Origin of the sequence: Pseudomonas corrugata (assembly GCF_050920615.1) — a bacterium.
In the GTDB taxonomy this organism is placed as follows: domain Bacteria; phylum Pseudomonadota; class Gammaproteobacteria; order Pseudomonadales; family Pseudomonadaceae; genus Aquipseudomonas; species Aquipseudomonas corrugata.
The window spans coordinates 3386490-3407094 of record NZ_CP130434.1; the positions used below are offsets into that span (position 1 = coordinate 3386490).

The following is a 20605-nucleotide window of genomic DNA, read 5'->3' on the forward strand; positions in this document are numbered from 1 at the left end:
CTGATGCACGATTATCAAATGCTCATCAACGGGGTTGCGGTCAGCGGCGAACAGGGTAGCTTCGATGTCATCAACCCGGCCACCGGCAGCGCCTTTGCCCGCTGCCCCGCCGGCTCCCTGGCCCAGTTGGACCTGGCGGTCGATGCAGCCCAGGCGGCTTTCAGCGAGTGGCGCCACAGCACGCACGAAGACCGGCGGGAGCGCTTGCTGGGCATCGCCGCGGACATCGAAGCGCAAGCCGAGGCGTTGGCACGATTGATTGTCCAGGAGCAGGGCAAGCCGCTGGCTCTCGCGCTTTTCGAAGTCATGGGGGCGGTGGCCTGGACGCGCTACACCGCCGAACAGCAGATTCCGGTGGAGCGGGTGGAAGAAACCCCGACCCAGCGTATCGAGCTGCACCGCAAGCCGTTGGGGGTGGTGGCCTCGATCACGCCTTGGAACTGGCCGTTCATGATCGCCATCTGGCACATCATGCCGGCGCTGCGGGCCGGCAATTGCGTGATCAGCAAACCGTCCAGCCTCACCCCCTTGAGCACCCTGAGCCTGGTGCACCTTATCGCCCGGCATGTGCCCAAGGGCGTGATCAACGTCGTGACCGGAGAACAGGGTTTCGGCAGCGCGATCACCTCTCATGCCGGCATCCACAAGATCGTATTCACCGGCTCGACGGCCACCGGCCAGAGCGTGATGCGCGGCGCCGCGAGCAATCTCAAGCGCCTGACGCTGGAGCTGGGGGGTAATGACGCCGCCATCGTGTTGCCCGGCACCCCGGTGGAGGCCGTGGCCGAAGACATTTTCCAGGCCGCCTTCCTGAACATGGGCCAGACCTGTGCCGCCCTCAAGCGCCTGTACATCCACCAATCCCAATACGAGGCCTTTGCCGACGCGCTGGTGCGGATCGCTGCGCGCCAGGTGGTGGGTGACGGCCTGGAGCCCGGCGTCACTTTCGGGCCGGTGCAGAACCTTGAACAGCTGGAACTGGTCGAGGCGCTGGTCGCCGATGCCCGTGCCCATGGCGGCCGGGTGTTGTGCGGCGGTGCTCGGTTGGACCGGCCGGGGTTTTTCTATCCACCGACCCTGGTGGCCGATGTGACAGACGGGCATCGCCTGGTCGATGAAGAACAGTTCGGTCCGGTCCTGCCGCTGATTGCCTATCAGGATGTCGAGGATGTGCTGCGCCGCGCCAATGCCAGCGACATGGGCTTGGGAGGCTCGGTATGGGGTGGCAACGTCGAGCAGGCACAGGCCTTGGCCAGCCGCCTGGAAAGCGGCGTGGCCTGGGTCAACTGTCACGCGCAGATCCAACCGAATACGCCTTTTGGCGGCAGCAAGATGTCCGGGTTCGGTGTCGAGTTCGGTCTTGAAGGGTTGCTGGAGTTCACCGGCCAACAACTGCTGTTTGTACGCACCCGTGAAACTGAGTGAGGACTTGAATCATGTACGAGAAATACAAGACAGCGCAGAAGAAGTTCTGGCATCCGATGAGCTCCGCGGCACCGGCCCAGCGTTCGAAAACCCTGATCATCGCCAAGGGGGACGGCAACTACATCACCGATATCGACGGCCAGCGCATGCTCGACGGCGTCGGCGGCTTGTGGAACGTCAACGTGGGCCACAATCGAGCTTCGGTAAAGGCCGCCATTGCCGCGCAACTGGACGAACTGGCGTATTACCAGACGTTCGATGGCATCGCCCATCCGCGGGTGTTCGACCTGGCTGAGCGGCTGATCTCGATGTTTGCCCAGGAGAGCATGGCCAGGGTGCTGTTCAGTGCCGGTGGTTCGGACGCGGTGGAGACCGCATTGAAAATGGCCCGCCAGTACTGGATCGCCAGCGGCGAGCCGGGGCGTACCCGTTTCCTGTCATTGCGCAACGGTTACCACGGCGTGCACATGGGCGGCACTTCGGTGGGCGGTAACGGTGTGTATCACTACAACCACGGGCCATTGCTCGCGGGCTGCCATTTGCTCGACACGCCGTGGCTGTATCGCAACCCCTGGGATTGCCGCGATCCGGAAGAACTGACTGCCCACTGCATTCGTCAGTTGGAAGACCAGATCGCGCTGTTGGGCGGGCAAACCATCGCTGCGCTGATCGCCGAACCGGTGCAGGGGGCGGGCGGCGTCATCGTGCCGCCGGCGAACTACTGGAAGAGGCTGCGGGAAGTCTGCGATCGCCACGGCATTCTGTTGATCGCCGATGAAGTGGTGACGGGGTTCGGCCGCACGGGTTGCATGCTCGGCAGTCGGGGTTGGGGCGTCGCGCCGGACGTGTTGTGCCTGGCCAAGGGCATCACCGCCGGTTACATCCCGATGGGCGCCACGGTGTTCAACCAGCGGATCGCCGATGCCATTGAGAGCGGGCCGGGGTTCAGCAGTGTGATCATGCATGGCTACACCTATAGCGGGCACCCAACCGCGTGTGCCGCAGCCCTGGCAGTGCTGGATATTGTCGAGGCTGAGGATCTGCCGGGCAACGCCGGGAAAATCGGCGCTCAGTTGCTGGAGCACTTGCAACCGTTGGCGGAACGCTACGCGGTGGTCGGCGAGGTGCGCGGCAAGGGCCTGATGATCGCCCTGGACCTGGTAACGGACAAGGCCACCCGCGAGCCCCTCGATCCGGCGACCGGCCTTGCTACGCGGATTGCCGATGAAGCGCGCCGTGGCGGTGTGCTGGTGCGTCCGATCGGCAACAAGATCGTCTTGTCGCCGCCGCTGACCCTGACATCAGAAGAAGCCGGTTTGATCGTTCGGGCCCTCGATCACGGCCTGGCCACCTGCCGCTGACCTGCAAAGCCGGTGCAGTCATCTGCACCGGCTTCACGAATCGCCAAGACAGCCTTTGAAAGGCGCACCACAAGGAGCTTCAGCCATGCGGTATCCATCGCGTATTGAATTTTTCAGCAGCGGTCTCGCCTGCACGTTGGCGTTCTGCGCCATGGGCCAGGCCCAGGCCTATGAGCTGTACGCCGACGAAGACAGCCACCTCAACGCCGACCTGCTGGCGGTGTTCGGTCATTTCAACAGCCGCAAGAACTACGACGGCACACCGGGCGGGTCTACCTGGCGGGAAGGTTTCATCAAGTATGGCGTGAGTGGCGATCAGGCCCTGGCCGGCCGTGGCACCGCCTACGGCGCATTCAGCCTGGTCAGTTCCGCGACCTGGGGAGACGGTGACGCGGCGGGGAACAGCCTGGGCACCGAGCGGACCACGAAAATCGAAGACGCTTATCTGGGCTGGCGTTCCGCCGATCTGTTCCCGCTGTTGGGCCAGGACGGCGTCGACATCTCCGGCGGACGCCAGGTGGTCAAGTTGGGCAGGGGATTCTTGATCAACGACGACGGGCCGAACATGGGCAAGGGACCCGCCGATGGCCGCCTGAACCGCGGTGGCGCCTATTACCTGGCGGCTCGACACGCTTTCGACCAAACCGCCGTGGTGCGCCTGGGTGGGCAGGGCGGTGTGCATGGCAGTGTGGCGTGGCTCAAGTCCGACAACCGCGCCCAGGCCGAAACCGAACTGGCCGCCAGTACCCTGGACTACACCGCCAAGGCCGGAACGCTGGGGCTGACCTGGGTCCATGGCATTGACGTGAGTGACCGCTGGGCCAGTGATTTCCAGAAACAACGCATAGGTATGAACGTCTACAGCATTCGCGGTGAGGGTGACGCAGGCATCGAGAACGCCAGCCTGGCGTTTGAATATGCCTGGCAAGACAAGGACGCCGGTCCCGAGAAAGCCTGGTACGCCGAGGCCGGATATACCTTTGCCGACGTGACCTGGTCACCGAAACTGACATACCGCTATTCCCGCTACTCGCAGAAATGGGACTCGCTGTTTACCGGCCAGAGTACCGGCTACGGGACCTGGTTCCAGGGCGAAGTGGCCGGCAACTACGCCGGGCCATTCAACAGCAATACCGCCATCCACCACGTCGGCCTGAAGGCCGCCCCACTGGAGAACCTGACCCTCGGCGTGCTGTTCTTCGATTTCAACACGGTGCGCAAAAGCAATGCGCTGGACCTGGATGCGCGGGAGCTGGACCTCTATGCCGAGTGGGCCGTCAATCCGCACCTGATCGTCACCCCGCTCATAGGGCTCTACAAACCGGACCGGGACTCGACCACAGGCGGCAATCAAGCCACCGGCAACGGCACCAACGTGTACAGCCAGGTGAGTGTGGCCGTTCCGTTCTGAGGCACGGGCTGCGGCTGTCATGACGCCGCGGCGTCGCGGTCTAGCGCTGAAGGGGAGCGGGTGGATTCTGCATTTTTTCGGCAATGCGCCGGGTGGTCTCCATCACCATTTCAACCACGGTTTCCTGGCGCAGCAGCTTGAAGCTCTGGGTGCTGCCGACCGCGGAAAGGCTGCCCACCACCTCGTCGATCTCGGAATTGATGATCGGCGCGGCGATACCGGTCAGTCCCTGGTTGAGTTCGTCATGGGTCAGGCAGTAGCCATCCTTGCGGATCTTTTTCGCCGCCTTGGAAAAGCTGGCCCAGTCGTAGGGATTGTCCGGGTCGTTGGCCAAGTGCTCGTCGTACAGGCGTTGCAGGCGCCGGCTCTTCTGGAAGGCGATCAGGACCTTGGACTGCGCACCGCGAAAAAACGGCAGCGGCTGGCCGCGACCGAAGGCAAAGCGGTACGTGTCAGTGGGTTCGGCGATGTAGGTGTTGATGATGTGACCGTCGTAGAAAACGCTGGCGAACACTGCCAGGCCGGTTTCTTCGGACAGCTCGTGCATCAGCTCGCGGCCGGCCACAAGGATCGGATCGTACTGCCGCATCATCCAGTCCAGCTCGATGATCCGTGGACCCAGGCCATAGCTGCCGGCATCCACCCGACTCAGCAGGCCGGCGTCGCACAGGTCCTTGACGTAGCGGTACACGGTCGCCCGTGAGAGGCCCATGTGCTCGGCGATGGTGTCGGGGTCGATCTTCAACCGTTGCGGGCCGAACAGGTCCAGGACACTCAACATTTTACTCAGACTGCTCATTTGGCTCCTAAAGGGGAAGGGCGCGTGGCTGGCCGTTTGGTGAGCACTATAGGTAGACGCGCCTGGGATGGAAAGCCTGCTCACCGGCTGATGCAAGCGCTGCCACGTTACTCCAGAGCTTGAGAAATGCAAGCGGATTTGCAGGTTGTGATGCGCTATAAACTCACGCTAATCTCAAAATACGAGCTTTATGCAAATAAAATACTTGTTTTGTTGGTTTTGATGTGTGATAAATCTCAGCCATTGCAAACGCTCGAACAAGAGGGCTGGAAATGAATGGCGCGCAATTGATAGTGAAGGCGGCGGTGGCAAGCGGTATCGAGTACTGCTTCGCCAACCCCGGAACGACCGAAATCCCCCTGGTGGCCGCCATGGCCAGCGCCCCGGCCCTCAAGCCGGTCCTGTCCTTGTTCGAAGGTGTGTGCACCGGCGCCGCGGACGGTTACGGCCGGATTGCCGGCAAGCCGGCGATGACCCTGACGCACCTGGGGCCTGGTTTCGCCAACGGCATTGCCAACCTGCACAACGCCCGTCGCGCCAACACGCCGATTGTCAACGTCATCGGCGATCACGCCTCCTGGCACGTCAACTACGATCCGCCGCTGGCCAGCGATATCCAGGCATTGGCCGGGAGCGTCTCCGGCTGGGTGCGTACCTCGCGCACGGCATCGGGTATCGGCGAGGATCTCCAGGAGGCCGTGCGGTCCGCCTGGCAAGCCAAGGGCCAGATCGCCAGCCTGATCCTGCCGATGGACCTGCAAGCCAACGAAGTGGCGCGGGAAACGGCCTTCAGCACCTTGCACGCGCCGGTTCGGCGGTTTGCCGGTGACCGGATCGAAGCCATCGCCCAGGCACTGCGCAATGGTCAGCGGCTGGTGTTTATCGTGGGTGACCAGGGCCTGTCGGTTGCCGGCCTTGAAGCCGCGGGACGCCTGGCGCGATTGCCCGGCGTGCACCTGTTCGCCGAAACCTTCCCGCGCTTGAGCTATCGCGGCGGTGGTCTGCCGGACCTGGATCGCTTGCCCTATTTCCCCGAAGTGGCCATCGGCGTCCTGGACCAATACGACGCGGTGGTGTGTGCCGGCATTCCAGAGCCGATCAGTTACTTCGGCTACGAAGGTATTCCTTCTCGCCTGGCGGAACGTGATCGCCTGCTTTACCTGGCCGACGTCGGGGACGACGTGGCCGGTGCACTCACCGCACTGGCCGATGCACTGGAAGCACCGGCCTTCGTGCCGACGCCGATGGGTGTCGAGTTGCCGCCCGCCACCGACGAGTTGACCCCGCAGTCGATAGGGCAGGTGTTGGCCGCTTCGTTGCCGGATGACTGCATTGTCTCGGTGGAGGGTGGCACTTGCGGCTACCCGTTCTTCACCGCGTCGGCCCGTGCCGCACGGCATCGGGTGCTGACCAATACCGGGGGCGCCATCGGCCAGGGCATTCCGGTGGGGTTCGGTGCTGCGCTGGCCGAGCGAGGCAATCGGGTGTTCTGCCTGCAATCGGACGGCAGTGCCCAGTACACCATCCAGACCCTGTGGAGCATCGCCCGGGAACAGCTGCCGGTGGTGATTCTGATCGCCGCCAACCATCGCTACGCAATTTTGCAGAACGAGTTGCGCCGGTTTGGCATGACCGATTTCGGTCCCGAAGCCCTGAGCCTGACCGTGCTGGACCGTCCACGCATCGATTGGAAGGCCCTGGCCAAGGGCTACGGCCTGGCGGCGAGCACGGTGCACACCAATGCCGAATTGCAACGCGCCTTGGCCAATGCGGCCGTCGATGGCGGTCCTTGCCTGATTGAAATGGCGCTGTGAAGGAGGGGATATGAGCCAGATCCAATTGTTACCTGCCGTCGAGAAATTCCTTGCGCAACCCGGCCGCTTGTTCATTGGCGGCACCTGGCAGGACGCCGCCAGCGGTCGCCGGTTTGCCGTGGAAAACCCGGCCAGCGAAAGCAGCGTGGCTGAAGTGGCGGAAGGCGGTGAACGCGATGTCGACGCGGCCGTCGCAGCGGCCCGCGCAGCTTTCACCGGGCCGTGGGCGCAGCATTCGCCGGCCCAGCGTGGCCTGTTGTTGTTCCGCCTGGCGGAATTGCTGGATCAGCACCGCGAAGAACTGGCCCAGTTGATCACGCTGGAGAACGGCAAGCCGATTGCCAATGCCCGCGGTGAAGCGGCCAGCGCCGCCAACATCATTCGTTATTTTGCCGGCTGGCCGACCAAGATCGAGGGCAGCACGCACCCGGTGTCTCCCGCCAGCGGCGCGCCGATGCTCAATTACACCGTGCGTGAGCCCGTGGGCGTCTGCGCGCTGATCGTGCCGTGGAATTTCCCGCTGACCATGTGCGTGTGGAAGCTCGGCCCGGTGCTGGCGACCGGTTGCGTCGCGGTGCTCAAGCCGGCCGAACAGACGCCCCTGGTTGCGATTCGCCTGGTGCAGTTGATCGAGGCCGCCGGCTTCCCGGCCGGGGTGGTCAACCTGATCACCGGCCTGGGCGCCCATACCGGCGCGCCGCTGGCCGGGCACCCGGACGTGGACAAGATCGCCTTTACCGGTTCGACCCAGGTCGGTCGGCTGATCGCTCAAGCGGCCACCGGCAACATGAAAAAGGTGTCCCTGGAACTCGGCGGAAAGTCGCCCAACATCATCTTGCCCGACGCCGATATCGTGCGCGCCGCCAAGGGCGCCGCCGATGGCATCTTCTACAACCAGGGCCAGGTCTGCACCGCCGGCTCGCGTCTGTATGTGCACGCCAGCGTCCTCGACCAGGTACTGGAAGAGCTCCAGCGCCACGCAGCCGCCCATGTGTTGGGCCCTGGGCTGGATCCGGCCAGCAGCATGGGGCCGCTGGTGTCGGCCCGCCAACTGGGCTCGGTCCGTGGCTATCTGCAGCGGGGCCAGGAAGAAGGCGCCGAGCTGATCTGCGGCGGCGACCGGCCGGCCCACCTGGAGCGCGGCCATTTCATTCAGCCCAGCGTGTTCCTTGACCGCGCCGAGCGGGCCTGCGTCGCCCGCGAGGAAATCTTCGGCCCGGTGCTGACTGTCATGAGCTGGACCGAGGTCGATGAGCTGGTCCTGCGGGCCAACGACTCGCCCTACGGCCTGGCGGCCGGTCTCTGGACCCGGGACTTGCGCTCCGCGCACCGCATAGCCGCGCAGCTGAAGGCCGGTTCGGTGTGGATCAACTGCTGGAACGTCGTCGACCCGGCCTCGCCATTCGGTGGCTACAAACAGTCCGGATGGGGACGGGAAATGAGCAAGAACGTGATCGACGCCTACACCGAAACCAAAAGTGTTTTCGTCGATCTCGCCTGAGCCGAACAATCACAAGAGGAACTGCTATGGATCTGGAATTACAAGGCCGCGTGGCCATCGTCACCGGCGGTGGCATGGGCATCGGCAAGGAAGTCGCACGCTTTCTGTCCCAGGAAGGTTGCAAGGTGGTGATCTGCGCGCGGCGCATGGAGTATCTCGAACAGGCCGCTGAAGAAATCACCGCAGAGACCGGCAACGAAGTGCTGCCGCTGTTCTGTGACACCAACCAGATGTCGGCCGTGTCCGACATGGTGCACGCCGCCCACAAGCACTTCGGCCGCATCGACATCCTGGTCAACGGTGCCGCGGCGCCGTCCGGCGTGGTGCGCAATGACATCGAGCACGCGGGCGACGATGAACTGCTCTCGGACCTCAACACCAAGGTCATCGGCTATTTCCGGTGTGCCAAGGCCGTGACCCCGCACATGAAGGCGGGCGGCTTCGGTCGCATCATCAACATCGGCGGCCTGACCGGTCGCGGCAGCAAGGTCCTCTCGGGGATGCGCAACCTGGCCATTGCCCACATGACCAAGACGCTCTCCGACCAGCTCGGCCCAGCCGGCATCACCGTCAACCTTATCCACCCCGGCGTGGTGGACACCCCGCACATCCAGGAGCTGTACGAACGCGAAGGGATCAAGCAGGGCAAGACACCGGGGCAGGTCGAGCAGGGCTACATCGACGCGACGCCGATCCGACGCACCCTCGCGCCCATCGAAATGGGATGGCTGATCGGCTTCCTGGCATCGCCCAAGGCCGGCGCGGTGACGGGCGAATCCATCGGCATCGATGGCGGCCTGACACGTGGCATCTTCATTTGAGGAGCAGCAGCAATGAGTAACGGAACCCTTTTGGTCGCCACCGTCGGGCAGGCGGTGATCCGCAGTGCCGACGACGGCCGCACCTGGCACCGCCTGGGCCTGGGGCAGGACCTTGAGTTCGATGCAATCACCCGATCCCTGAGTGTCCACCCTGGCACGCCTGAAGTGATCTATGCCGGCACCGACGTCGGCCTGTGCGTCAGCCACGACACCGGAGGTCACTGGCAGCAGGTGGACTCGCCGTTCAACGGCCAGACCGTGTGGAAGGTGGCCGTGGATCCGGCGGATGCCCAGCGCATCTTCGTCGGTACGGGCGCTCCTTCCCGAGCCGTGCTCTGGCGCACCCTCGACGGTGGCCGGAGCTGGGACCGTGCCCCGGTGGAAATTCCGGAGTTCTGCGAGGGTGTCAGTCGACCACGCTTGCTGGCTTTCGCCTATGACCCCACGGATCGCAACCAGCTCTGGTTCGGCCTGGAAGAGGGTGGCCTGTTCCACAGCCACGATGGCGGAGACAGTTGGACCCGCGTCGACGACCGACTGCTGTGGGACTTCAACTCGGATGTCCACAACATCCTGGTGCTGCCCAACCATGGCCAGAAAGTCATCGTGGTGGTGTGCGTCAACGCGGTCTACCGCAGCCTCGATGAAGGACAGACCTGGACCGGGATCATTGCCCGCGAAACTTTCGGCTTGTACTACGTGCGGGCCATGAACGCACCGTTGGGCAGCGAGAACACGCTCTACCTGAGCATTTCCGACGGCACGCCCGGCACCACCAGCAAAGTGCTCGTCTCCCGCGATGCGGCGGTCAGTTGGGAGGTGTTGCCACTGCCGCAGCAACCCAATTCGTGCGTCTGGGCGATTGCCTGCAACCCGGCTGATCCGCGCCAGATCGTCGCCGGCACCAAGTACGGGCACCTGTTCACTTCCGAGAACGGCGGTGACGGCTGGCAGAAGCAGTGGCGTGAGTTCAGTGAGATCGCTGATGTGCTCTGGACGCCGGCGGTGGCGCAGATCAAGTCCGGGCACCAATCCATCATCAAGAAGAACTGAGGTATCGCGCGATGAAAGTCGAGGTCGTTCGTACTCACCTGTCGCTGTTCGTTCGCGACCCGGAAACGTCGGCACGCTGGTACGCCGATGTGCTGGGCATGCACGAAAGTGCCCGGGGGGAGAGCTGGATCATGATGGCGTTCGGTGCCAAGCACCACGACATCGCGTTACTCCGCGCCGAGCCGGGGGCCCATCAGGGTGGCCTGGGATTGCAGCACTACGGGCTGGAAATCGCAGGTGACTTGACTACGCTGCGCCAGCTGTACGGCATGTTGCTCAGCAAGGGGATCGAAGTGGTGAAAATCACCGATCACGAAATCGGCAATGGCGTGTACTTCAACGACCCCGACGGCAACCGCATGGAATTCTTCCTCGAGACTGAACATGACGATGAGCGCGGCAAGGCCCGTTTCAGGGCCGCCGGAGCACCCAGTCGCAAGTTTGATCTCGATCCACTTTGAAAGAGCACCGAGCCATGAAAACCGCGAATTTTGCTACTTACCACATCCGTAAATGGTACAGCTTCGTCGAAGAAACCCTGGCCAACGAAAGTGGCCAACTGGCCGATGGCGAGCCCTTGTTCAAATATGCCATTGGCGCCGTGATCGCCAATCCCTATGCCGGGCGCTTCAGCGAAAGCCTGGCCGAGTTGATCGAGCCGTCGCCCTTGCTGGGCCAGGAGTTCGGTCGGCGCATCCAGGCACTGGCGGGCGAGCACGAGATCGTCAGCTATGGCAAGGCGTGCCTGGTCGGCAGCCAGGGCGAGTATGAGCATGGCAATGCGCTGTTGACCAATCCGGCGGCGGATCCGATTCGTGTCGCCCTGGGCGGCGGCAAGTCCTGGGTACCGTCCACCGGCAAGCGTGGCGGCCCTGGCGTGACCATCGACGTGCCGCTGGCTCACAAGGATGCGCTGTACGTGCGTTCGCACTACGACAGCATTTCGCTTTCATTTGGCGACGGCCCCTCTGCTGACGAACTGGTCATCATCTGGGCGTTCGCCACCCGTGGGCGTTTGCACGCGCGTCTGGGCGGCCTGCAAGCCGCGGACGTCAAGGGCAACGACGGCTTGTATTAAGGGGCGTTGATCGTGGGAACCGAACGAATGTCCGCAAACAGCCATTTCTTCAGCAATCGGACGGGGATGCGCCTGCACTATCTGTCCTGGGGCAGCCCGTCAGGCATCCCGGTGGTGCTGCTCCATGGGCTGCGATCCTACGCCCAGACCTGGCAATCCCTGGCCGATGCCTTGGGTGCGCCCTATTGTTGCTATGCCCTGGACCAGCGTGGCCGAGGGCACAGCGACTGGGCGCCCGCCGACACCTACCGGACCGAGGCCTATGTCAGCGATCTGGAAGACCTGGTTGCGCACCTGGGGTTGCAGCGATTCGTCCTGCTGGGCCACTCCCTCGGGGGTACCAATGCGCTGGAGTATGCACGGCTCAATCCCGGGCGGCTCCAGGCGCTGGTGATCGAGGATATCGGGCCCGGTTCCTCCATCAGCGGCGATGGCGCCGAGCGCATTCGCCGGGAAATGAGCGAAACGCCCCTGTGTTTTCCTGACTGGGAAAGTGCCGCTCAATTCTGGCTGCAGGCGCGTCCGGGGTTGTCCCAGCAGGCGCTGGCGTCCAGGTTGACGTATTCCATGAAGGAAACCCTCAAAGGCATCGAATGGCGTCACGACCAGCAAGGCATTGCCCTGGCACGCCTGAGTATCACGCCGACCGACCTGTGGCCGGCGGTGCGGGCGCTGGATTGCCCGACGCTGTTCATCCGTGGCGGGCGTTCCGACTTTCTTCCGGCGGCAACCCTGGAAGCCATGAAGACCGCCAATCCGCTGGTGCACACCACGGAAGTCGCCGATGCCAGTCACTACGTCCATGATGACCAGGGGAAAACCTTCAACCGTGTCGTCAGGGATTACTTGCACGGCCAGCACCTACAACCACAACAACGAAGCGGTGAAGCGTGATGAAGCAGGACAAAACCCAGGTGGTCATCGTGGGCGGTGGCCCGAACGGGATCACCGCCGCGCATTACATGGGCCTGTACGGTATCGATTGCGTCGTCCTCGAACTGGCGGACGGGATCCTGCCGTACCCCCGCGCGGTGGGCATGGATGATGAAGCGTTGCGGGTGTTGCAGGGCATCGACATCGCTGAGCTGGCCAGCCGGGACATGATCTGCAACGTGCCCCTGCGTTACTACAACGCCCGCGGCGTGTGCTTTGCCGAAGTCAAACCGAGCACCGCCCACTATGGCTGGCCGATGCGCAATATTTTCATGCAGCAGTTGCTGGAAGGGACGTTACGCGAACAACTGGGCCGGCATCCTGGTGTCGAGCTGCGCCAGGGGCATGAGATGCTCGACCTGGAGCAGGACGGGCAAGGGGTGACGTTGCAGGTGCGCGACGCCCAGGGCGAGTTGTACCAGTTGCAGGCGCAATACGTGATTGGCGCCGATGGCGGCCGTTCCAGCGTGCGCAAGAAGCTCGGCATCGAGCTGCTGGGCCTGACCCATCCGCGCAAATGGGTGGTGGTCGACACGGCCAACGATACCCTGGATGCACCCTATACGGCCTTGCACGCCGATCCTCAACGGCCCTTCGTCTGCATCTACCTGCCGTACCAGCAGCGCCGCTGGGAGTTCATGCTGCTGGAGGGCGAAGATGAAAACACGATGTGCGAGGAAGCGACCATCCGTGGCTTGATCCGCGGGCACATCGGCAATGCCGCGGATGAACTGGAGATCATCCGCATACGCGCCTACACCCATAACTCCCGGGTCGCGGCGCGGTTTGTCGAAGGGCGCGTGGCCTTGGTGGGCGATGCGGCGCACATTTCCCCGCCGTGGGCCGGGCAGGGGCTCAATTCGGGTCTGCGGGACGTGGTGAACATCGCCTGGAAAATCGCCGCCATCATCCAGGGGCGTGCGTCGGCATCGATACTTGCCAGTTACGACCAGGAGCGACGTGGGCACGCCACCGACCTCATTGCCTTGGCCGATAACATGGGCGCCGTATTGGGGCTGACCAATCCGCTGATGGCGGGTGTGCGGGACTGGCTGTTCCAGGCCGTCAACAGTGTCGACAATCTGCGCTCGCACCTGCTGGAGTTCAAGTTCAAACCCAAGGCGACCATTACCAAAGGCCTGGTGCATCACGAACGGGCGGAGCTGCACGAGGATGACCTGGTGGGGCAGTTGTTCATCCAGCCGACCGTCGAAGATGAGCAAGGCCAGCGTCGGCGCTTGGACGAGGTGCTGGGAACTTCATATGCCGTGCTGGGTTATCGGGTCAATCCGAACGAGCCGCTCAGCGAAGAGACCCGTGCCTACTGGGCGCGCTGGAACACCCGCTTCATTCAGGTCAACCGTTCCCGAAGCGGCAAGGGGCGTAACCAGCCGTTGTCCGCGAGCCAGGCGATCTGCGTCGAAGACGTCGATAACCGCTTGGGAGAGTGGTTTGCCAAGGTGCGGGACTGCGTCGTGGTGGTGCGGCCAGACCGTTTCGTTGCCGCGATTACCACGCCCGAGAGGCTGGAAGGCGTACTGCGCAAACTCGCGGAGCAGCTGTCATGAAGCCATGGGATGAACTGCCGGGCCAGCTTCATCAGGCGACGTTGACGGCGCGGGCGCTACCGCCATTGGCCCCCCAGGCCTTTGACTTGTCGACCGGCTACGTCCTGCAGCGCGAGGCGTTGCGCCAGCGTCAGGCCCGAGGCGAGCAGTTGAGCGGATGGAAGGTGGCCTTCGCCGGGGGCGCGGCGCAGAAGCGGATGGGTATCGAAGAACCGGTGCTGGGTGCGCTGACCGACGCCATGGCCGTCGAGCCCGGCGGTTCGGTAGACCTGGCGAGCCTGATCCAGCCCAAGCTGGAGATCGAAATGGCATGCTTCCTGGGACGGACCCTGGCGCCGGGTGAGCACAGTGACGAGGCGATCCTGGCGTGCGTGTCCGCAGTCGCCCCGGCCTTCGAGATCGCCGATTGTCGATGGCAGGGCTGGAGCTTCGGCGTCGGGGCGTTCCTGGCCGACAACGCGGCGGCGGGGCGGTATTGCGTGGGCCCGCGTATTGAACTCGAGCCGGGCCAGTTACCCCACGTGAGCTATTGCCTGGAACGGGATGGGGTGGACTGCGGTAACGGTGACACCCAAGCGCGGGAGGATACGCCACAGGTCAATCTCTGTTGGCTGATCCGGCGATTGCTGGCGGATGGGCAGCGCCTCGAGGCGGGGCAGGTCGTATTGTCGGGGGCGTTGCTGCCGCCCATGGACATCCAGCCCGCGCAATACCGTTTGCACATGCTTGGCACGGAACTGGCTATGGCTTTCCGGGCGGGCGCTGGCGCTCCGTAAACCCTGCCGCTGTCATGGACGATCGAGCACCTTACGCACGGTCGGTCAATCAAAGACCGACCCTCGAGGAACACTGATCATGCTCGCCGAAGTCCGTACCTTCAATGATCCTCAACAGCATGCCGGCTCGATCCTGGGCTGGCAGCAGGTCTATGACCAGCTCGGGCGCGGATGCCTGTCCAGCGAGCTGCAGCAGATTTGCGCCGAGCGTTTCCAGATCTTCCAGGAAGTGCTGGATAAGCGTGTGGTGCAGCGCGGCTGCGCGCCAAAGGGACGCCTGTGCATTGCCATGTCCCTGGGCAGCGCGCCGGTGGTCCAGGGGCATCAGGTCGATGCTCACAACGTCGTGCTGCTGCGCGACGGAGAAGACTTTGTCCTGCACGCCCCGGAAGGGACGCGGTTCTTCGCGATCAACGTCGACATGGTGCGTTTCGCCAAGCTGGCGGCCTATGAGCTGCCGGACGAGCAGCTCAAGCGCTTGAAAAACGTGTCCCAGGTCAGCGTGGATGAGACGGTTCTGCTGCGTGTGCAGCAGAGGATTCATCCGCTGTTTCGCCGACTCCTGGAGCAGCCGGACGCGATCACTCCGGCCTCGGAAAAAGTTCTGGAGGACGTCCTCCTCGATGCCTTCCTCGATCTGTTCAGCCATGCCTCGGACGAAGTCCGGGGACGGCGCGGTAATTTTGCCGTCAGCGCCTATCTGGTCAAGCGCTGCCAGGAGCTGGTAGGGGACAGCGATACATCCCTGAGCATCCTCGATCTTTGCGAGCAACTACGGGTCAGTCGCAGGACCCTGCAGAACAGTTTTCAGGCCGTGACCGGTATGCGTCCGGTCGAGTACCTGCGCAACCTGCGGCTCAATGCCGTGCGGCGTCGCTTGATCACTACCCAGGCAACCGCGCAGAACGTTGGCGAGATCGCCGTGGCCATGGGCTTCTTTCACCTGAGCCACTTCGCGACGCATTACCGGGAGTTGTTCGGCGAGTCACCCTCGGAAACCCCCAGGGTCAGATAATGCTGTTCACTTAAGAAAAGCGATGAACCGCATTACAGGAGCCAGAGGTGGATAACCTGGCAATGTTACCGGGCTACCTCTTTGCACATTAATGGGCGTCCCTGAGCCAATAAGTAGCACACCAGCACGGCCTCGCCGTGATTGCTGAGTACCTAACCAGCCTGTCTGGCTATTCCCAATCCCTTTAAATCAATCACTTGTGCGTGAGCCGGATGTCTTGGCACGCATCCTGCTATTTTTTGAATCCATGGATAATTGGATACAAAAATACAAGGGGTGCGGCCATGCAATTTGCTCCGTCTTACACTGAACGTCCCCCGGTGACCGCCGAGGAAGAGGCTTACAACTTTTTGCTGGAGGCCATCTGCGGTGGCCGGTTCCATAAGGGGGATCGGCTGATCGCCGAGGACATCGCCAGTGAAATCGGCATGAGCCGGATGCCGGTGCGCGAGGCGTTCCGGCGCCTGGATGCCCAGGGCCTGGTCACGCTCCGACCCAATCGCGGAGCCGTCGTCAGCGGCCTGGACATCGACGAACTGCAAGAAGTGTTCGAGATGCGCAGCGCCCTCGAAGGGCTGGCGATCCGGGTCGCAGTGGGGCGCATTGGCGACCGCCAGTTGGCTGCCCTGGAACGTCTGCTGGACGAGATGGACGACTACCGCGACGAAAGCGCCGAATGGGTCAGCCGTCATCGGGCCTTTCATGAATACCTGTGCAGCCTCAGCGGTCGCCCCCGGCTGCTGAAGCAGATCAGTGCCCTTTATTCCCTGGTGGAGGCGCCCATGCGCCTGTGGTTGCAGCACGTGGAGAAACCCATGAGCGCGCGCCAGGAGCACGTGGTGATCCTCGACGCGATCCGCGCCGGTGATGCCGACAAGGCCGAGGCGGTGGTGCGCGCGCACATCGAAGGCACCATTCCTGAATTGATCGAGTTCCTGCAAGCGAAAAAATAAACAGAGCAGGCATGAGCCTGCCCGTGTTTTGACTTTGAGTACTGCCCGTTACCCACTGAACTGGAGTGTCTGGTCATGCATAAGCCTCGCGTGTTGATAGCCGCAATATCCTTGGGATTCTGTGCACAGTGGGCGTCCGCCGCCCCCGTGGTGCCGGAGCGCTTGATCAAGGCCGACAAACTCGTCTATTGCTCGGGCATGGACTCGCCGCCGCTGGTGTCTTTTGATGAGGCACAGAAACCCAAGGGACTGACCGTCGACCTGGGCCTGGAAATCGCCAGGCGACTGGACAACAAGAAGGTGGAATGGCGGGTCGTGCCGTTTTCCGGGTTGCTCCCCGCGTTGCTGGCCAAACAGTGCGACATGATCGTCGACCAGCTGTTCGACAAGCCCGAACGCCGCGAGGTGATCGATATCGTCAACTACATGTACTCCAGCCAAGCGGTGGTGGTGCCCAAGGGCAATCCCAAAGCCATCAAGACGCTCCCGGACCTTTCCGCGCGCAAGGTGGCGGTGCTCAACGGCTCCACCATCAAGACCCTGCTCGATGCCGAGAATGAGAAGCTGACCAAGGCCGGAAAACCGGCGATGAAGCTGGTGGTCTATAACACCGACACCGATGCGTTCCAGGCGCTGCGCATCAGTCAGGTCGATGCCTATGGCACCACCGTGGAAACCGCCGGTTATTACGCCGCCATGGCCCCCGACTTGTTCGAGGAAGGGGTGCCGGCCTTCAGTCGGATTCTCACCGGCATCGGCATCCGCAAGGACGATCCGCAACTGAGCGTCGCGGTGCAGCAGGTGATCAGCGACATGCGCGGCGACGGCAGCTACAGCCAGTTGCTCAACAAATGGCATGTCGCCGGTGACTCTCTCGATTGAGGTAAGCGTTGATGAATTTCAATTGGGATGTGTTCTGGCAGTATTTGCTGCAGCCCAGTGGGGTCTATCTCACCGGGCTCTGGCTGACTTGCCTGATCAGCGTGCTGGCGATGTTGCTGGGCTGCGCCCTGGGTCTGGCGGCGGCGCTCTTGCGGCTGTCGAAGAACCCGTTGCTGCACCTGCCGGTGCGCTTTTACGTGTGGCTGATGCGCGGCACGCCGCTGCTGGTGCAAATTGTCTTTCTCTACACCGCACTGGCCGCCGGCGGGATCTTCCGCTTCGAGGACATCGATCTGTTCGGCTTGGTGATACCCGGCAATATCCAGGCGGCGATCATCGCCCTGGGCCTGAACGAAGGCGCCTACATGGCCGAGATCATTCGCGCCGGCATCGGCGCGGTCGACAAGGGCCAGTACGAGGCCGGGCGGTCCCTGGGCATGACCTTCGCCAGGCTGATGCGCCGCATCATTCTGCCCCAGGCGTTCCGGGTCATCGTGCCGCCGCTGGGCAACGAGTTCAACGTGATGCTCAAGAACACCACCCTGGTCAGCGTGATCGGCGTTCAGGAATTGCTGCTCAGCACCCAAATGGTGACGTCGGCGACGTTCCGAGTGTTCGAGCTGTACCTGGTGGTGGCGATCTACTTCCTGCTGCTGACCACCCTCTGGGGCTTCTTCCAGCGCTGGCTGGAGGCCCGCTTCGGTCAGTCGGACCGTCCGTCTTCGCCGCCGCCAGCCGCTACGCGGATGTTCGGCCGCAGCACCTTGAAACTGCTGAGGGAACGTTAACCATGGCGCACAAAAGTGAAGAGCTGATCATCGAGGCGCTGGATGTCCACAAATCCTTCGGTGATCTGCAGATCCTCAAGGGTATTTCCCTGCAGGTACGCCGTGGCGAAGTGGTGGTGCTGATCGGCGCCTCCGGATCCGGCAAGACCACCTTCATCCGCTGCATCAATCTGCTGGAGGACATTCAGGGCGGGCGCATCCGCGTCAATGGCCAGGCCATGGGCTACCGGGAACGGGCCGACGGCAGCCTGGTGCGCGATTCGGAGCGCAACATCGCTCGCCAGCGCCGGGACATCGGCATGGTGTTCCAACGCTTCAACCTGTTCCCCCACATGACCGCCCTGGAGAACATCATCGAGGCGCCGATCCAGGTCCTCGGGATACCGCGCGCCACCGCGTTGGAACAGGCCCGCAGCCTGCTGGCGCGGGTCGGCCTGGCGGACAAGGCCAGCCATTACCCCTCCATGCTCTCTGGCGGACAGCAACAGCGCGTGGCGATAGCCCGGGCGTTGGCGATGAAGCCCCAGGCCATGCTATTCGACGAGCCCACCAGTGCCCTCGACCCGGAAACCGTGGGCGAGGTGCTGCAGGTGATGAAGGAACTGGCGGAAGAGGGCATGACCATGGTGGTGGTGACCCACGAAATGGGCTTTGCCCGGGAGGTGGCCGACCGTGTGGTGGTCCTGGACCAGGGCGAGCTCATCGAGCAAGGTCCGCCGGAGCAGATTTTCAGCCACCCCAGCCATCCGCGTACCCAGGCCTTTCTCAGTCGCGTGCTCTGACTCATTTTGTCTGTGAAGAGATTCTGCCATGTTGAAATTTTCTGCTCACGAGTACCCGTATCCGTCGCAACGCCAGAGCGTCTTTGCCCGTCGCGGCATGGTCGCCGCCTCTCAACCCCTGGCCGCACAGGCAGGTATCGAAATCATGCAAAAGGGCGGCAACGCCATTGACGCCGCCATTGCCACGGCGGCGGCGCTGACAGTGGTGGAGCCCACCGGCTGCGGCATCGGCGGTGATGCCTTTGCCTTGGTCTGGTGCAAGGGCCAGTTGCACGGCCTTAACGGCAACGGGCATGCGCCGGCGTCTCTGAGCGTCGAAGCGGTGCAGGCGGCGGGCCATGAATGCATGCCGCTCTATGGCTGGACGCCGGTGACGGTGCCCGGTTGCCCATCGGCCTGGGCCGAATTGTCGCAACGCTTCGGCAAGCTGCCCTTTGCCGATCTGTTGCAACCGGCGATCAGCCTGGCGCGGGGTGGCTTTGCGGTGTCGCCGGTGGTTGCCCATCAATGGCAGATCGCCGTGAAGGAGTTCACCCCCCATCGCGACCCGGTGCTGGAGGCGTGGTTCGATACCTTCCTGATCGAAGGGCGCGCGCCGCGGGCAGGAGAGATCTTCCGCAACCCCGCCCAGGCCCGCACCCTCGAAGAACTCGCCGCCACCCGTTGCGAAAGTCTCTATCGCGGTGCCCTGGCCGAGCGCCTGGATAGCCATTCCCGCGCCACCGGCGGCTACCTGCGCAGTACCGACCTCAAGGATTATCGCGCCCAATGGGTGGAGCCGATCCACGTCAGTTACCGAGGCATCGATGTCTGGGAAATCCCGCCGAGCGGGCAGGGCCTGGTGGCCTTGATGGCGCTGAACATACTCGAAGGCTTCAGCTTCGATCACCGCGACAGCCAGCAGACCTGGCACCGCCAACTGGAAGCGATGAAGCTGGCCTACAGTGACGGCCTGCACTACATTACCGATCCACGGCACATGCGCGTGGCGGTGGCCGACCTGCTGAGTGACGCATACAGTGCCCGGCGCCGTGAACAGATCGGCGAGCAGGCATTGCCGCCCGCGCCCGGCGATCCCCACGCCAGTGGCACGGTGTACCTGGCGACCGCCGACGAAGAAGGCAACATGGTTTCGTTCATCCAGAGCAACTACCACGGCTTTGGCTCCGGTGTGGTATTGCCCCACAGTGGGATTGCCCTGCAGAACCGCGGGCAGGAATTCAGCCTTGACCCGACACACGCCAACTGCCTTGCGCCGGGCAAGAAGACCTTCCACACCATCATCCCCGGCTTCCTCACCCAGAACGGTCAGGCCCTTGGTCCTTTCGGCGTCATGGGCGGCTACATGCAGCCCCAGGGACACGTGCAGATGGTCATGAACCTGGTGGACTTCGACCTGAATCCCCAGGCGGCCCTGGACGCGCCGCGCTGGCAATGGCTGGGCGGGATGAAGGTCGGCATCGAGCACGGCGCCTCACCGGACCTGGTCAATGCTCTGGCGCGTCGCGGTCATGAGGTGCAGGTCAGCAGCGACCTGACCGACTACGGGCGCGGGCAGATCATCCTCCGCGATCCGGTCAGTGGTGTGCTGTGCGGAGGGACCGAGCCCCGGGCAGATTCGCATATTGCGGTTTGGTAATGCGGT

The 20605-nt window shown here is 63.2% G+C and carries 20 protein-coding genes; 19 read left to right on the forward strand and 1 reads right to left on the reverse strand.

Going from position 1 to position 20605, the window contains the following annotated elements:
- Positions 1-3 precede the first annotated feature (3 nt).
- The 3 genes from QZH45_RS15240 (at position 4) to QZH45_RS15250 (ending at position 4197) form a co-directional block, all read left to right on the forward strand.
- Positions 4-1425, forward strand: coding sequence for an aldehyde dehydrogenase family protein (locus QZH45_RS15240; protein WP_024777303.1), 1422 nt, complete (start codon positions 4-6; stop codon positions 1423-1425).
- 11 nt (positions 1426-1436) lie between these two features.
- Positions 1437-2786 carry an aminotransferase class III-fold pyridoxal phosphate-dependent enzyme gene (locus QZH45_RS15245; RefSeq protein ID WP_024777302.1) on the forward strand — a complete coding sequence of 450 codons (1350 nt, stop codon included), beginning with the start codon at positions 1437-1439 and terminating at the stop codon, positions 2784-2786.
- 85 nt (positions 2787-2871) lie between these two features.
- Positions 2872-4197: a hypothetical protein gene (locus QZH45_RS15250; RefSeq protein ID WP_069018211.1), complete on the forward strand. Its 1326-nt coding sequence runs from the start codon at positions 2872-2874 to the stop codon at positions 4195-4197.
- 40 nt (positions 4198-4237) lie between these two features.
- Here the strand turns inward: QZH45_RS15250 and QZH45_RS15255 are convergent, their stop codons facing one another.
- Complete coding sequence (locus tag QZH45_RS15255; protein ID WP_024777300.1) at positions 4238-4996, reverse strand: IclR family transcriptional regulator; 759 nt, start codon at positions 4994-4996, stop codon at positions 4238-4240.
- A 126-nt stretch (positions 4997-5122) separates the two neighbouring features.
- Here QZH45_RS15255 and QZH45_RS15260 point away from each other — a divergent pair, with 126 nt between their 5' ends.
- The 16 genes from QZH45_RS15260 to QZH45_RS15335 all read left to right on the forward strand — a co-directional run bounded on the left by QZH45_RS15260 (position 5123) and on the right by QZH45_RS15335 (position 20599).
- On the forward strand, positions 5123-5272 hold the full coding sequence (locus QZH45_RS15260; protein ID WP_155514795.1) for a hypothetical protein: 150 nt from the start codon (positions 5123-5125) through the stop codon (positions 5270-5272).
- Entirely contained in the window at positions 5269-6810 is a 1542-nt protein-coding gene (locus QZH45_RS15265) for an acetolactate synthase large subunit (RefSeq protein WP_024777299.1), read from the forward strand. The genes QZH45_RS15260 and QZH45_RS15265 overlap by 4 nt, the downstream gene beginning before the upstream one ends.
- A gap of 10 nt (positions 6811-6820) precedes the next feature.
- A complete protein-coding gene (locus tag QZH45_RS15270) occupies positions 6821-8311 on the forward strand; it encodes an aldehyde dehydrogenase family protein (protein ID WP_055135763.1) in 1491 nt (496 codons plus the stop codon).
- A gap of 26 nt (positions 8312-8337) precedes the next feature.
- Positions 8338-9132: an SDR family NAD(P)-dependent oxidoreductase gene (locus QZH45_RS15275; protein ID WP_024777297.1), complete on the forward strand. Its 795-nt coding sequence runs from the start codon at positions 8338-8340 to the stop codon at positions 9130-9132.
- 12 nt (positions 9133-9144) lie between these two features.
- Positions 9145-10185, forward strand: coding sequence for a YCF48-related protein (locus QZH45_RS15280; RefSeq protein WP_024777296.1), 1041 nt, complete (start codon positions 9145-9147; stop codon positions 10183-10185).
- 11 nt (positions 10186-10196) lie between these two features.
- Positions 10197-10646 (forward strand): VOC family protein, encoded by a 450-nt coding sequence (locus QZH45_RS15285; RefSeq protein ID WP_024777295.1) that lies wholly within the window; start codon positions 10197-10199, stop codon positions 10644-10646.
- A gap of 14 nt (positions 10647-10660) precedes the next feature.
- Positions 10661-11263 (forward strand): amino acid synthesis family protein, encoded by a 603-nt coding sequence (locus QZH45_RS15290; protein ID WP_024777294.1) that lies wholly within the window; start codon positions 10661-10663, stop codon positions 11261-11263.
- A 27-nt stretch (positions 11264-11290) separates the two neighbouring features.
- Complete coding sequence (locus QZH45_RS15295) at positions 11291-12157, forward strand: alpha/beta fold hydrolase (protein ID WP_069018214.1); 867 nt, start codon at positions 11291-11293, stop codon at positions 12155-12157.
- Complete coding sequence (locus tag QZH45_RS15300) at positions 12157-13764, forward strand: bifunctional 3-(3-hydroxy-phenyl)propionate/3-hydroxycinnamic acid hydroxylase (protein WP_024777292.1); 1608 nt, start codon at positions 12157-12159, stop codon at positions 13762-13764. Before QZH45_RS15295 ends, QZH45_RS15300 begins: the two co-directional genes overlap by 1 nt.
- Complete coding sequence (locus QZH45_RS15305) at positions 13761-14540, forward strand: 2-keto-4-pentenoate hydratase (RefSeq protein ID WP_053193901.1); 780 nt, start codon at positions 13761-13763, stop codon at positions 14538-14540. Before QZH45_RS15300 ends, QZH45_RS15305 begins: the two co-directional genes overlap by 4 nt.
- A gap of 79 nt (positions 14541-14619) precedes the next feature.
- A complete protein-coding gene (locus QZH45_RS15310; protein ID WP_024777290.1) occupies positions 14620-15555 on the forward strand; it encodes a helix-turn-helix domain-containing protein in 936 nt (311 codons plus the stop codon).
- 284 nt (positions 15556-15839) lie between these two features.
- On the forward strand, positions 15840-16508 hold the full coding sequence (locus tag QZH45_RS15315; protein ID WP_047703033.1) for a GntR family transcriptional regulator: 669 nt from the start codon (positions 15840-15842) through the stop codon (positions 16506-16508).
- A 75-nt stretch (positions 16509-16583) separates the two neighbouring features.
- Positions 16584-17390 carry an ABC transporter substrate-binding protein gene (locus tag QZH45_RS15320; RefSeq protein WP_055136129.1) on the forward strand — a complete coding sequence of 269 codons (807 nt, stop codon included), beginning with the start codon at positions 16584-16586 and terminating at the stop codon, positions 17388-17390.
- Positions 17391-17401: 11 nt separating this feature from the next.
- A complete protein-coding gene (locus tag QZH45_RS15325; protein ID WP_024777287.1) occupies positions 17402-18178 on the forward strand; it encodes an amino acid ABC transporter permease in 777 nt (258 codons plus the stop codon).
- 2 nt (positions 18179-18180) lie between these two features.
- Positions 18181-18960, forward strand: coding sequence for an amino acid ABC transporter ATP-binding protein (locus tag QZH45_RS15330; RefSeq protein WP_053193906.1), 780 nt, complete (start codon positions 18181-18183; stop codon positions 18958-18960).
- A gap of 28 nt (positions 18961-18988) precedes the next feature.
- Complete coding sequence (locus tag QZH45_RS15335) at positions 18989-20599, forward strand: gamma-glutamyltransferase family protein (RefSeq protein ID WP_055136130.1); 1611 nt, start codon at positions 18989-18991, stop codon at positions 20597-20599.
- Positions 20600-20605 lie beyond the last annotated feature (6 nt).